We start from the raw sequence: 13,495 nt of genomic DNA on the forward strand, positions 1-13,495 counted from the left end.
TTGCGAAATAGCGATTGATTAACCGCTAAATATCTATCCGAAAATGAAAATGAGGCTTTTAAAATTGATTGTAGAACTGCTATTAAAACCCAACTTGGATTTGTTATAGTTTTCCCGGACATCCCTTTGAGTAATTGATAAAAACTATTTCTAAACAGCCATAATTAGTTCCAGTGAGTTAATTATGGCTGTTTAGACTAAGGTAAGGTTACCATACGAAATCCTTCATCCCCTCACCAACTTCCTAAACTCCTTCGGACTCTTCACCCTTTGCTTCTTAAAAAACTTATTAAAATGACTTTCATCAGTAAAGCCAAATTCGGAGGCTATTTCATTCAGTCGCTTATCGCTGAATTGGAGGCGGTGTTCAATCAGTTTGGTTTTGTAGTTGGTAACGTATTGTTGCAGGGTTTCGGAGGTGTGGCGTTTAAAATATTTGCCCAGGTAGGCTTCCGAAATGCCGAAGGTGTTGCTGATGGCTTCAACCTTTAGCTTTTCGGGGTAGTAAATATTGTTCTGGATGTATTGCAGTATGTCGGTAGCGCGTTCTTCGGTGCCGGGGTTAACCTGTTCGGGCAGATATTTGGCAATGTTGCGGGCCACTACAATAATGAGGGTGTTCACCAGTTGCTGCACCAGTTCCTGGTTGTACAGGTCTTTGTTTCCCACCTCGCGAATCATGGCATCCACCATCGGTGCAACCAGCTGTTTATCTATTATATTTTTGAGAATGCAGCCCGGCTGGTGGTTGGCATTGTGCAGGATATATTCCAGTCTGCGGATGCTTTCGTTATGCAACGCGCCGTTTTTAAGATAGATGTAGTTAAACTGCAAAAAGAAAAACCGGGTAGTAGTTTCGATGTTAAAAGTATGGCAATCGTCGGGCGTGAGCAGGAACATGTGCCCCGGCTTGTATTTAAACTTGCTTTGGTCGATGCACTGGTCGCCGGTGCCTTCAACAATATAAACCAACTCAAAAAAATTGTGTTTATGTTCCAGCTTGGGGTACACATCCAGCGTTTGATGTTGGATGCTGAAGGGTTCGTACAGGTTTTGTTTGATCATAAGCCTCACCTAAATCCTCTCAAAAGGAGAGGACTTTAATTGTCTGATTGTTATTAATTGTCCCGTGCTATTTAAAGTCCCTCTCCTTTTGAGAGGGGTTGGGGTGAGGCTAATGTACCAAAATATACCCTATTTATACCAATATTTTTATTTATACCGGTATAACTTTGACATATCAAAAACAAAAAGACATAGAAACCATGAAAGCAATAGTTTTAAAAGACATAGGCGGCGTTGAAAACCTGATACCAACCGAATTGCCTATCCCCAGTCCGGCGGCGGATGAAGTACTGATCAAAGTAAAAGCCATCAGCATAAACCCTGTCGACGTGAAAACCCGCGCGGGCAAAGGTGTTTGGGGACGGATCAAGGAGGAACAGCCGGTAATTTTAGGTTGGGATATCTCGGGCGAGATCACCCAATTAGGCAGGTCGGTTACCAATTTTGAAGTTGGCGACGAGGTTTTCGGCATGATCGGTTTCCCGCAAAGCGGCAGGGCCTATGCCGAATATGTTGTTGCCAAAGTTCACGAACTCGCTCTTAAGCCCGATGGCATCAGTCATGAAGAAGCCGCGGCCGCTACCCTGGCCCCGCTTACGGCATGGCAGGCGTTTCACAATTTTGAGCACATTAAACCCGGCGACCGGGTGCTGATTCACGCTGCATCGGGTGGAGTTGGTCACTATGCGGTACAAATTGCCAAACAATTGGGTGCCTACGTAATAGGCACATCCTCGGCCGCTAATGCCGATTTTGTACTCACTATGGGGGCCGACGATCATATCGACTACAAAGCCCAACCCTTTGAAACCGCCACCAGCGATATCGATTTTGTACTCGACACCATAGGCGGCGACTACATCGACCGCTCGTTACAGGTAATGAAGAGGGGCGGTACGATAGTGAGTATCGTATCCGGCATGAGCGAAGCTGTTACTCCCAAAGCAACCGCCCTCGGCATTAAGGGCCACAACACCCTGGTAAAACCAAGCGCTGCCGATATGAAAGTGATTGCTGATATGCTGCAAAGCAATGTGCTGTGGTCGCACGTGTCGCAGGTATTTCCGTTTGAGAAAATGGCTGATGCCCATTTGCAACTGGAAAGCGGAAGGACTGTAGGGAAAGTGGTGTTGACGTTTTAAAACATACCCGGATGTAATTGCGAGTAAGTAAAAGCGGTCGCCTCTGAAGGATTATACGACATTAGGCGGGTAGGCCTGTCACCCTGAGTAAGGTTTATTTGCGCGCAAATAATAGCATTGCAGATGACATTTTTTCAAGTCTGATTATCAACGCGTTATGGATTTGTCAATGGCAGCTTGTCGAAGGGTCGCGCGCAGAGGCTCTGCCCACCATGCTTCGACAGGCTCAGCATGACACCCTTTTTTAAACATGTCATTGCGAGGAGCCTTTGGGGGCGATGCGATGGGCGCGACGTGGCAATCGCATGCTATACAGGGCGACTCTGCTTCCGTGCGGTTGCCGCGCTACGCTCGCAATGACATATTGAAAGCAATAGCAATAAACAAAAAGCCCCGGTCAAACAACCGGGGCTTTCCTATAAAATCACTCTTAAAAAACTTATTGAGCCGGGAACGCGCTGCTAAAGTGCGATCCGTCAGGATATAAACCTGCAATAATGATATTGCCCTGTATCGGTTTTACGATAGCCTTATCAATATCATCAATGCTGCTAACCGGTACTTTGTTAATGCTGGTGATCACAACACCTTCAGGAATTTCGGCAGCATCAAATAAACCGCCTTCACGTACCTGGGTAACCAACACACCGCTGTTAACATGCAGTTTGTTTTTCTCGGCAGGGGTTAAAGCGTGAAAGCTTGCACCCAGTTTGTTAAACAATTCCTCGGCCGATCTTGAGTTAGCTGCGGTGCGGTTTGGCGCTACAGCCTCACCTTTTAGCGTTACCGCAAAATCTTTGTTCTTACCATCGCGCAGCACAGTAATGTTGATCTTATCGCCCGGTTGCAAACGGCCAACACGTTCCTGCAGATCAGATGACTCATAAACCGGGTTGCCTTCAACTTTTACAATGATATCGCCTTTGCGTAAGCCGGCTTGTTCAGCACCTCCGCCCGGAACCAGATCATTCACATACAAACCGTTGGTAGTTGTGATATCAAGCTTCTGGGCATTGTCCGGATTAAGTTCTGTAAAGGTTACGCCTACATAACCACGTTTTACGGTACCGAATTTTTTGATATCATTCAACACTTTTTTGGCCAGATTAACGGGGATAGCAAAGCCATAACCCTCGTACGAACCAGTGTGTGAAGCAATAGCCGCGTTAATACCAATCAGCTCGCCACGGGTGTTAACCAATGCGCCACCGCTGTTACCTGGGTTAATTGCAGCATCAGTCTGTATGAACGATTCGATAGCCTTGTTCAACTTCGGCCCTGTTTGCTGGTTACGTGTACGGCCAAACGGGTTTTCATCTTCATTATTTTCACTGCCGATAATATTAATGTTACGGCCTTTTGCGCTAATAATACCTGCCGTTACTGTAGAGGTAAGGTTAAAAGGGTTACCTACGGCTAATACCCATTCGCCCACTTTAGCATCATCGCTGTTGCCAAGCTTTACAATAGGCAGGTTGTCGGCACTGATCTTGATCAGGGCAAGGTCGGTATTAGGGTCGGTACCGATAACTTTTGCGCTGAAAGTACGGTGGTCATTAGTAGCAACGGTGATTTTATCGGCCTTTTCAACCACGTGATTGTTGGTAACGATATAGCCATCTGGCGAAATAATTACTCCCGAACCAGATGCCATCTGCGGCCCCTGTTGCGGACGCGAACGCTGACCGAACATATCGCCAAACATTTGCTCCAGTTGGTCTTGACCGCCACCGCTTGATTTAGCAGTGTAAGTAGTACGGATGTAAACAACTGCCGGGGTAGCTACTGCCGCCGCCTGGGTGAAATCCAGATCGCCGGTTGACGATACCGGTGCCGATGGGTTGCTGGTGAAATACACTTTTTGTTTGTCCTCAAAACTTTGGTTGTCTGAGTATTTGCTTTCGATGACTTTATATACTCCCAGAGCCATCGCGCCTCCAGCAAAAGCGGTTAATAATGTTAAACCTATCTTTTTCATCTATAAATTACCTTTCTTATTATTAAGTTTACTTATTTTACAAATCAAATTTAATACCATATAGACGGGATTATCAACGATAAGTTATCCCGGATTTTGTTAAATTTTGTTAAATAGATTAAACATTGGTCGGTTTAATTGTTAGCACGGGTTTTGCTTAGGTTAACAAGCTGACATTAAATAGCATACTTACGTGAATTTACACTTTTATAAATACCAGGGCGCAGGTAACGACTTTATTTTAATTGATAACCGCGATAATAGGGTTGACCACCGCAATCCGAAGCTGATTTCAAGCCTTTGCGACCGCAGGTTCGGTATCGGCGGCGATGGACTGATGCTGCTGCAAAACAAAGAAGGTTACGATTTTGAAATGGTTTACTACAATGCCGATGGCCAGCCAAGCAGCATGTGCGGCAACGGTGGACGTTGTATAGTAGCCTTCGCCAAATTTTTAGGAATAATTGACACTGAAACTGAATTTTTGGCGGTTGATGGTCCGCACCATGCCAAAATTACTGCCGAGGGCAATTGGGTAAGCCTGCAAATGATAGATGTAAACGATGTAACACGCGATGCTGAGGCTTATGTACTTAACACAGGTTCGCCCCACTATGTAAAATTAGTTGATGGCCTTGCCGAGCGTGACATGTACACCGAAGGCTATGCCATCCGTAATAACGAAACTTACCACGAAAAAGGCATCAACGTAAACTTTGTTGAGCCGATGGATGAAGGCTATTTCGTTCGCACTTTTGAGCGTGGGGTAGAAGATGAAACTTACGCCTGCGGTACGGGCGTAACAGCTGTGGCTTTAGCCATGGCTCAACACAAAGAGCAAACCGGACATATTAATACCCCCATAAAAGTTTTGGGCGGTAATATGAATATCCGCTTTGATTATGATGGCAAAGCTTTTACCGATATCTTTTTAGAAGGCCCGGCGGAAAGGGTTTTTGAAGGGGATGTGATGATTTAAATTAATTCGTCTTTTTCACAACGTCATTGCGAGGTACGAAGCAATCGCACATAGGCAGGTCCGCTCTGTATAGTTCGCGATTGCTTCGTACCTCGCAATGACGGGATTAAAAAAAATGGCCTTAATGCGCCGGCTTCGCCAATAAATTAAGCACTGGTACATCCAGCACTCCGCTTATCGATTCGAAAATATTTTTCCTCACAGGCTCTTCTTTCATATCCTCGGCATAAAAAATATGATCAACACCAAGGCTTTTCAAAAAAGGATCAATTTTAGAGTGCCATTTGTTTTTGTAGCAACAGATCTTGATGTTTTTATAAGAAGGATTAGTACTTAAACGGCGCAATATTTTTTCGATATCGTTAATGAGGTAGTCGTAGTCTAATATAAGCAGGTTGGGTTTGGTCTCGTGGATTGACGGGAAAATTGAAGGCATGGCCGAAATATGTTTAAAAACCTTGTTATTAGGCAATACCTTAACGCCAACTATCTCGGGCGCAACCAATAGCACAATTTTAGACCGTACACGGATCATGATCAAACAATTAAAAAGGGGTGATTAAAAGTAGGCGTTAATTTTCTACTTGTCAAGCATTTATTAATTAATTTAATAAAAATGCTACCCTTATAATTAAATTTTTACGGACCAGCCCGCTTAAGTGTTGCTGTTTTTATAATTTTAACATCAATTTAATTTAAAGTGTAAATTCATTAACGAAAACGTGTTTATTTGATAGGCCATTTATCATCCTAACTAAATCACTCAGTAGCATTTGGAGCGGCTATTATTACGACTTTTCTCTTTTTCCAGCGTTTGATGAACAGGAAAACAATCAGTATCACAATCAATAAAGGCCACAGAGCTATAATAACAAAAAACATGTTCTGTAAAATATCCCAACCTTCGCCGAATGCTGTTTTAAATTTATAAGCAAATCCGGTTCCCTGGTTTACCTCACCCGCTTGCCTGGTATAAAAACTGATATCAAGCGAACTGTAACTTACCTGGCTGCTGAGGTAATTGAGCTGTCCCTGTGCCGAATCGATAGTGGTGCGGATGCTGGCCAGTTTATCTTCAATAGCCAGCAGGTCGGTCATTTTTGTGGCTTTTGCCGCCAATTGCAGGTAGCGCTGTTCCAATTGTTTGTTATTGCTGATCTCGGCACGGGTATCAATAAACTGTGTGGTTACATCGCGGATATGGATATTTTTCGATTCGATATGATCGGCACTGGAAGCAAGGTTGTTTAAAAACGAATCGAAATTTTTAGATGGCACCCTGATCTGGAGGCTATATTCTTTTTGGTTTGTTTCTCCGCTGTTGGTCTCATTTTCTTCGGCAAGGTAGCCTCCTGATTTTTGCAGCGCGCCAACTATATTTTGCCTCGCTGCTTTTGGATTGTGGGTTTCAAAGCGGATGTTGCCCTCCTTGATGATCTTTTTGGCGGTGTCGATGGCCGGGCCGGGTGGATTTATGTGAGCTTCTATAGCTGGTGCTTTTTCGGCTTTCAAGGGAGGAGGAGGCGCCATGAGTACAACATCGGATACCGTAGCTTTTTCGGCCGGAGCATGGCTACAAGATGATAGTCCCAGGCAAAAACCAACTGAAATAATAAAATACGTTTTCATAATAAGGCTGTTTAATTGTTTTAGATAAAACGACTATTGCCTCATTAAATTATATAAAATCAAATAAAAACAGAATTAAATTCCGTGGATTGTATTTTTGTGTAATTTAATTCCGATTATTTTAATTTTTCATTGTTTTTATGTCGATCAGCATCGCGGATGCTTTTCTTCTCCATGTTTTTCTCCAAAGCTTCGGTAAGGTTGATACCGGTTTGGTTGGCCAGGCAAATGAGCACAAAAAGCACGTCGGCCATCTCATCCGCCAGGTTAACTTCGGTATCCGATTTTTTGAATGATTGTTCGCCGTATTGCCTCGCCATAATGCGGGCCACTTCGCCTACCTCTTCCATTAAAATGGCTGTATTGGTGAGTTCGTTAAAATAACGGATGCCCATTGTTTTGATCCAGTTATCAACCAGTTGTTGAGCTTCATCTATAGTCATAGGTGGATTTTTTATAGTGTCCGAATTTCACTAATTTTTTCGAATAGACACGAATTGGAAAATGGAATAGCATGTCGAATACACGGGACTCCTATGGAGTCGGGGATACAAACAGGTTGCACTATAAACACGTTACTCCTACGGAGTATTCTATCAAATTTTTTAGTACTCCATAGGAGTAACGTGTTTATAGCATTGATAGCAAGGGTTTTAGTCTCCGTAGGTGCCTCGTGTATCCGCGAGACGAGAAATGCCGGTTAATGTACTCTTCCCCGTTCATCCAAATTCCCCGTATCCTGTTTCTCAGCCTTATTCTGGCTATTGCCAAAATGATAACTAAGCCCCAGCATAGCATACCGGTTGATCTGAAAGTTAGTAAACTTTTGCCTCACCCCATTAACCGTAGTAGTTACCGCCGAAGCGCTGCTCCTGAAAACATCATTCATTAAAAAAGATACATCAACTTTGCGCTTGGCTATCGAAGCTTTAAAACCCAGATCAATCTTATAATAAGCATCACTCCGGCCAATATGATCTATTTCCGGAAACTGGTACCAGAAGTTCACCGCGCCTGCAATGGTTTTACCACTGTTAAAATAAACGCTGTTGTTGGTGGCGATATAAGCGCCGAAGCCACTAATGCCCTTAACCTGGTTGAGTGTTGACTTAGCATCGGTATGGTAAACGGTTAGTTGGTTATTGTTATCGAGCCAGCTAAAAGCCTGTAATGAGTAATTTTCAGAGATCCCTACCCTGTAAGTTTTAATAAAATTAAGTGGAGTGGTGAAAACTAAATTAGTATCCGGTCGGGCAATGGTTACGTTGTTAAAACCGTTGTTGGTAACATTTACAAATATGGCCGAGGTAAGCCTGTTTTTATACGTGTGTGATAGCTCGAAATTAGTATTGTACTCCGGCTGCAGATAAGGGTTCCCCTCGCCATAGCTATAGGCGGTGAACAGACTTTTGAAAGGGTTAAGGTTCCAGAATGTAGGGCGGTTTATCCTGCGGCCAAAATTAAGCGCGACGCTATGATCAACACCGGCCCGGTAAGTGATGGTTGCTGATGGGAACAGTTTGGTGTAATTGTTAACCGTAGTTTGGTTAAGCGTATGCGAAAAACCTTTGGTTTCGGTGCGCTCGACACGTAGCCCGGCCTGGTATTTAAATTTACCTTCTTCACGGTTCATGCTACCATAAACCGATTGCGTGTTTTCGGTGTAGGTAAATTCATTGCTCAGATTGCTATCGTACTTTAACGAATCATTGGCCGATCGCTTATGATAAAAAGCGTTGCTATAATTGTTAATAAAACTCAGCTTTGCACCAAAAGCGAAACGGGCGAATGAGGTAGGCACGGTGGCATCTGCCTTAAAAGTATAAATGTTGATATCCTGTTTATTGGTATCGTGATATCTATTGCGGCTGGCAGTAATTAATGAGCCATCGCCAAGGTAACTGTTGCTCTCAAAGTCCGATCTATCCGTACGGTAATAGTTAAAATAATCGGCATTAAGCACTAACCTGCCGCCTGCGGTATCGAGCTTTATAGTGCTGTGCAGGTTAACCGCATTGCTGATAGCTACCGGATGATAGGTGGCATAAGTACGTAGCGTTGAATCGATAGCACCGGTGGCATTATTGATGATGGGATTGTTTACACGGTCCGATCCATCGTAGGTATTTTTACCGCCCTGGTAATTCACCCCCGCTGTTACCTTCGAACTAAACCTGTAATCGGCCCCGGCAACAAAATTGAGGTTATGGTAGCGGTAGTTGCCGGTATCAGTTTGGAGCCAGGTTTGTTTGGGGTAGTAAATATCGGTTTCAAAACCCTCCAGCTCATGATCATGATCAACGTTTACGCTGGCATAGGCCGATAGTTTATCTGCATTATAATTGATATCGCCGCTGGCATTTAACCACCAGTAATTGCTGGTGCCATACACCGAGGCCGGGCTATGCAGCCATTGCTTATCGTTAACCTGCACACTGCCCGAGTATCCGTGCTTTTTAGTGTTTTTTAGGGTGATGTTGATCAGCCCGGCATTTCCCTCGGCATCATAAGCCGCACCGGGGTTTTTGATCAGCTCGATCCGGGCCAGTTGATTTGCCGATATCGACCTTAAATATCTTAACAGATCGGTACCGGATAACTGTACTAACCGCTCGTTCACCATCACTTTTACAGCCCCCTTACCAACAATGCTCAGGTCATTATCGCCCACGCGGATGCCCGGTACCTGGCCAATGGCGGTAAGTGCGTCGGCCCCGGTGGCGGTTACGCTGGTTGCTACGTTGTAAACCAGTTTATCTCCCCGGTTCTCAACCGCTGCTTTATTCGCGGTTATGGTTACCTGGCTAAGCTGGGTAGTTTTTGTATTGAGGGTGATGTTGAGCGTAGTATCGTTATTGAGGTTTAATTTCAGTTCGGTTTTTTGATAGCCGGTATAGCTGATGCTGAGCAGATAGATACCCTTATCAACATCGGTAAAATGAAACACCCCTAATGAATCTGTTTGTACCGCCCTTATTTGTTCAGAGTTTTGCTGCTGAAGATTTACCACCGCAAGGGCTACCGGACTTTTATTAGCATCGGTTATTTTACCATTAACTTTTACCTGGGCAAAAAGGCTGTTGCATATTAAGCAAGCGAATAGAAAGCTGTAGATGTATCTCAAAACCGGGGAGTAGGGTTGGGGTTTATAAAATTGTAAATTAAATAAAAAACCGCTGCAATTGTTTCGCGGCGGTCCGTTTTTATAATTTGTATTGTCCTGGTTTTTTAGGGAGGTAGTTAAATTTTAATTGTCGGCTTCTACATATTCCAGTCCGCCGTTGGCGGTAACCCGATAGGCCGATGGGGTTTGGGCGTCGGGCGTAACTTTAATGCCCTTCTTTTTCCTTTTCGGCGGACCGGCAACTGCCAGCACAATAACCGTTAGGAACAGGGTTATCTCTATCAAACTCACTAACATGGGGAGGTATTTTTAGTTGCATCATAATGTTATTGATTTTTGATTGTTTTTTATTTGATTTAGTTTGAAAGTAAAATAAGAAAATAAACCCAATGTTTTAACCGAGGTGAAAATTTGTAAGTTTTTTAATGCCGATATTTGAGATAATTACGTTTTGTTAACAGTATGCAATCAAAACAGGAAGTATTGAACGATGTGCTTGGCAAATTTGCCGAGCTATCGGCTAATGATATTAACGCCAGTTTGCCTTACTGGCGCAGTCGCAAAATAACCAAAAGCGATTTTTTCAACATGCAAAGCTTTGTATGTACCGATTTGGCGCTCATTACTAAAGGTATATTCCGCATTTACTTTGTACACCCCGAAACGCAGGAAGAGAAAAACATCTACTTTTTTTCGGAAAGCCAGTTCCTCGTATCCTTCCGCAGTTTTATCAATCAATACCCCTGCGCCTATTTTATCCAGGCTATGGAGGATGCCGAGATCATCTCTATCAATTATAACGATCTGCAATACCTGTACAATACCCCAACCGGTTGGCAGCGCTTCGGTCGTTTAATAGCCGAGTTGTTTTTTAACCTTTCGCAGGCCCGCGCCGAAGAGTTTCAGTTCAATACCGCCGAAGAACGCTATTTAAAAATGGTAGCGCAGCACCCTAATATTGTAAACCGCATCCCGGCTTACCATATTTCATCCTACCTGGGCATCAAAAACCCATCATTAACCCGCATCAAAAAGCGTTTAGCGCAACCAAAGCCATAAAAGCGATACTTGCCTGACAAACACCCTATCCGTTTTTCACCATGGTGAAAATTATTGCTGCGTTTTGTGCCCAGTTTTGCTTCATCAAATAAAACATAAACAAAACTGAAAAATCATGTCAGCAAATAAAACATTGATCATAGAAACTTCCGCTGCTACCAGAACGGCCTCCGCATTACGCAAACTGTATTTTATCAGGGTAGCATTTTCGGTTACCTGGGTAATATTGGTATCATTATTAGCCAAAACATCGTTTACGGCTGCAACCATACTGCTTGTAATATATCCGTTATGGGATGTGGTAGGAACCCTTTTAGATGTCCGTGCCAACCAGGGTAATGGAACATCAGTAACCCCGCAATATGTTAACCTCGCTATCAGTATCATTACCACACTGGCGGTTGCTTTTGCTATTGGCAAAGGTGTACCAGCAGCACTGATAGTTTTTGGTGCATGGGCGTTGCTAACAGGATTGATCCAATTAGTGCTCGGCTTAAAAAGGCGTAAAGAGCTGGGCGGCCAATGGCCAATGATATTAAGTGGTGGCCAATCTATGTTGGCTGGTGTATCGTTCATCGCTATGGCACACTCGCCTAATATGGGTATCGTTAATTTGGCGGGATACTCGGCCTTTGGCGCGTTTTATTATTTATTGGCGGCTATCAGGTTGGGGAAAAAAGTAAAGCAAGTTCAGGCAGTTTAATACATAAAAACAACCTGTTTATAAGGCCTCTGGTATCAAAAACCAGGGGCTTTTTTATTGAATTTATTTTGAAAAATATATCATATCTGATAATCTGATATTAACAAAATCTTATTGTGATTTAGGGTAAATATTTTATAATTTGGCTGTACCTAATACTTATTAAAATGAAACTATTGGCCCGTTTGTTATCCCATCTCTCCTTTTTTAAATATTTAAATCTATCGCATTTGCTTGATAATCAATTAATTGTTTGGTCGCTCGCAAAAGATTAACTATTGCTTATAGTTGCTTGGCTAATTAATCTATTCGTTTATAAAATAATATATTAATTAAACCTTTTGGGTTTTGATATAGCACGCTGTTATCAAAATATCCCCCAAATTAGCGGCCCCAGCCTCTTATTACGCTTGGTTTTTGTTTAGAAAAACTACCCTATCAACCCATTATCTCAATTTAAACTATATGAAAATTTCTACTAAAATTGTTGTGCTTCCGGCACTGTTGTTAACATTCGGCCCGGTGCTAAAAGCACAAACCGCCGATAGCCCTAAAATTAAATACAGGCGAAGTTCGCTTGATATTGTCCTGATCGAATCGGAAGATTTTCCGCATAAAGAAACGGTGATCAAAGCGCATAAGGAAGTCCCTTTTCCTGATAAGTATAATCAGCATACCGTTGATATCCCCGCATTTGAATCGCGAAACTATAGGCTTACCCAGGAAGAAATGGCTGCCTGCTCAAAAAAAAGCGGCCTTTTGGCAGGCGTGGGAATGGATATGGTTTCGAGTGTAACCGGAACCAATATTGACCGCACCGGTGCCTACATGCCGCAAATGATAGATAAGTATAACAAGACTAATAAAACCGCCAATAAACTTGTTGCCAAGTGGTTTAACAGGCAGGCCGATGGCTCCTTTGATATGAAGCTTGTTGGCGAACGCGGCGAATACAATGCCTCGGAAATGGAAGCCAACATTGCCAAAGGTACGGTACGCGGAACGGCATCACTGGCCGATGCAGGCGAAGAGCTAATAGGTAACACCTTTGTGGTGTACTCAAAATTGCAATTTATACCTAACGAGGTAGTGGCCGCGGCAGTAAGAGAAGCCGGAAAAACCAAAGTTTCCCTATTGCCGGCCTTTTTGCAGGCAGGAGGATATAAAGCATTGGATGCCGCTTACGAAAAGGCCAAAGAAGGCTATTCGGTATGGACAACCACATATTTATATAAGCTAAAATGGAACGACTCTATATCTACCGTATTTTATAAAGATTACTGGATGGATAAAAACAGCATCGATAGCAAAAAGAAAGCTGCATTTGATAATACCGACCTTTTTCAGCTTGAATATGTAGGCAGCGCCAAATCAAGTACGCTGGTTACCTTCAAATTGGCCAAACGTACCGAAGATGAGATCATTGAACTGGCTACCGTACGTAACGAAGAAGCTGTTTTTGCCAAACTGCAAAAAGAATACGAAGTATTTAAACCTAAAACCCCGCTTTATTCTGGCGAGCCGATCACTGCTAAAATTGGCCTGAAAGAAGGACTGAAAGGCGGTGAAAAATTTGAGGTACTTGAGCAAATTGTTGATCCTAAAACAGGCCTTACCGAGTATAAGCGTAAGGGAACCATAACGGTTGATAAAGACCAGATCTGGGATAACCGCTTCAACGCGGGCGAAGAAACTGAGACCGACGGTACCAATGTTGCTGCAAAAACTCCTGTAGACAGGACTCTTTTTAAGGGCGGCAATAAATTTTACGCGGGAATGCTGATAAGGCAATTAAAGTAATAAACATTAATTAAAC

At 43.2% G+C, this 13,495-nt stretch carries 12 protein-coding genes; 5 read left to right on the top strand and 7 right to left on the bottom strand.

All coding sequences use genetic code 11. From position 1 onward, the window contains the following. Window positions 1-225 precede the first annotated feature (225 nt). Window positions 226-1,065 carry an AraC family transcriptional regulator gene (locus AAFN85_RS01140; RefSeq protein ID WP_347525104.1) on the bottom strand — a complete coding sequence of 280 codons (840 nt, stop codon included), beginning with the start codon at window positions 1,063-1,065 and terminating at the stop codon, window positions 226-228. A gap of 200 nt (window positions 1,066-1,265) precedes the next feature. Between AAFN85_RS01140 and AAFN85_RS01145 the strand changes: the two genes are divergently transcribed. Continuing rightward, the gene (locus tag AAFN85_RS01145; protein WP_347525106.1) at window positions 1,266-2,207 is read left to right on the top strand and encodes an NADP-dependent oxidoreductase; all 942 of its coding nucleotides are present in this window, start codon (window positions 1,266-1,268) and stop codon (window positions 2,205-2,207) included. Window positions 2,208-2,646: 439 nt separating this feature from the next. On the opposite strand, the gene AAFN85_RS01150 is transcribed toward AAFN85_RS01145, so the two are convergent. Continuing rightward, window positions 2,647-4,185 (bottom strand): Do family serine endopeptidase, encoded by a 1,539-nt coding sequence (locus AAFN85_RS01150; protein ID WP_347525108.1) that lies wholly within the window; start codon window positions 4,183-4,185, stop codon window positions 2,647-2,649. Window positions 4,186-4,378: 193 nt separating this feature from the next. Between AAFN85_RS01150 and dapF the strand changes: the two genes are divergently transcribed. Beyond that, window positions 4,379-5,164: a diaminopimelate epimerase gene (dapF, locus tag AAFN85_RS01155; protein ID WP_347525110.1), complete on the top strand. Its 786-nt coding sequence runs from the start codon at window positions 4,379-4,381 to the stop codon at window positions 5,162-5,164. Between the two features lie 121 nt (window positions 5,165-5,285). Here the strand turns inward: dapF and AAFN85_RS01160 are convergent, their stop codons facing one another. The 5 genes from AAFN85_RS01160 to AAFN85_RS01180 form a co-directional block, all read right to left on the bottom strand. Further along, window positions 5,286-5,699: a hypothetical protein gene (locus AAFN85_RS01160; protein WP_347525112.1), complete on the bottom strand. Its 414-nt coding sequence runs from the start codon at window positions 5,697-5,699 to the stop codon at window positions 5,286-5,288. A gap of 224 nt (window positions 5,700-5,923) precedes the next feature. After that, window positions 5,924-6,793 carry a DUF4349 domain-containing protein gene (locus tag AAFN85_RS01165; RefSeq protein ID WP_347525114.1) on the bottom strand — a complete coding sequence of 290 codons (870 nt, stop codon included), beginning with the start codon at window positions 6,791-6,793 and terminating at the stop codon, window positions 5,924-5,926. Between the two features lie 116 nt (window positions 6,794-6,909). Continuing rightward, entirely contained in the window at window positions 6,910-7,236 is a 327-nt protein-coding gene (locus AAFN85_RS01170; protein WP_347525116.1) for a nucleotide pyrophosphohydrolase, read from the bottom strand. 257 nt (window positions 7,237-7,493) lie between these two features. Next, window positions 7,494-9,917: a TonB-dependent receptor gene (locus tag AAFN85_RS01175; RefSeq protein ID WP_347525118.1), complete on the bottom strand. Its 2,424-nt coding sequence runs from the start codon at window positions 9,915-9,917 to the stop codon at window positions 7,494-7,496. A gap of 123 nt (window positions 9,918-10,040) precedes the next feature. Continuing rightward, complete coding sequence (locus tag AAFN85_RS01180; protein WP_347525120.1) at window positions 10,041-10,214, bottom strand: hypothetical protein; 174 nt, start codon at window positions 10,212-10,214, stop codon at window positions 10,041-10,043. A 165-nt stretch (window positions 10,215-10,379) separates the two neighbouring features. Between AAFN85_RS01180 and AAFN85_RS01185 the strand changes: the two genes are divergently transcribed. From AAFN85_RS01185 to AAFN85_RS01195, 3 genes are all read left to right on the top strand, one after another. Further along, window positions 10,380-10,976, top strand: coding sequence for a Crp/Fnr family transcriptional regulator (locus AAFN85_RS01185; RefSeq protein WP_347525121.1), 597 nt, complete (start codon window positions 10,380-10,382; stop codon window positions 10,974-10,976). A 115-nt stretch (window positions 10,977-11,091) separates the two neighbouring features. Next, a complete protein-coding gene (locus tag AAFN85_RS01190; RefSeq protein WP_347525122.1) occupies window positions 11,092-11,679 on the top strand; it encodes a DUF308 domain-containing protein in 588 nt (195 codons plus the stop codon). A gap of 465 nt (window positions 11,680-12,144) precedes the next feature. Then, on the top strand, window positions 12,145-13,479 hold the full coding sequence (locus AAFN85_RS01195; protein ID WP_347525123.1) for a hypothetical protein: 1,335 nt from the start codon (window positions 12,145-12,147) through the stop codon (window positions 13,477-13,479). Window positions 13,480-13,495 lie beyond the last annotated feature (16 nt).

The organism is Mucilaginibacter sp. CAU 1740, assembly GCF_039839285.1.
In the GTDB taxonomy this organism is placed as follows: domain Bacteria; phylum Bacteroidota; class Bacteroidia; order Sphingobacteriales; family Sphingobacteriaceae; genus Mucilaginibacter.

Bases quoted from the DNA above. Each gene is read 5' to 3' on its own strand.
- AAFN85_RS01140 (WP_347525104.1), bottom strand. From the start codon at position 1,065: ATGATCAAACAAAACCTGTACGAACCCTTCAGCATCCAACATCAAACG.
- AAFN85_RS01145 (WP_347525106.1), top strand. From the start codon at position 1,266: ATGAAAGCAATAGTTTTAAAAGACATAGGCGGCGTTGAAAACCTGATA.
- AAFN85_RS01150 (WP_347525108.1), bottom strand. From the start codon at position 4,185: ATGAAAAAGATAGGTTTAACATTATTAACCGCTTTTGCTGGAGGCGCG.
- AAFN85_RS01160 (WP_347525112.1), bottom strand. From the start codon at position 5,699: ATGATCCGTGTACGGTCTAAAATTGTGCTATTGGTTGCGCCCGAGATA.
- AAFN85_RS01165 (WP_347525114.1), bottom strand. From the start codon at position 6,793: ATGAAAACGTATTTTATTATTTCAGTTGGTTTTTGCCTGGGACTATCA.
- AAFN85_RS01170 (WP_347525116.1), bottom strand. From the start codon at position 7,236: ATGACTATAGATGAAGCTCAACAACTGGTTGATAACTGGATCAAAACA.
- AAFN85_RS01180 (WP_347525120.1), bottom strand. From the start codon at position 10,214: ATGTTAGTGAGTTTGATAGAGATAACCCTGTTCCTAACGGTTATTGTG.
- AAFN85_RS01185 (WP_347525121.1), top strand. From the start codon at position 10,380: ATGCAATCAAAACAGGAAGTATTGAACGATGTGCTTGGCAAATTTGCC.
- AAFN85_RS01190 (WP_347525122.1), top strand. From the start codon at position 11,092: ATGTCAGCAAATAAAACATTGATCATAGAAACTTCCGCTGCTACCAGA.
- AAFN85_RS01195 (WP_347525123.1), top strand. From the start codon at position 12,145: ATGAAAATTTCTACTAAAATTGTTGTGCTTCCGGCACTGTTGTTAACA.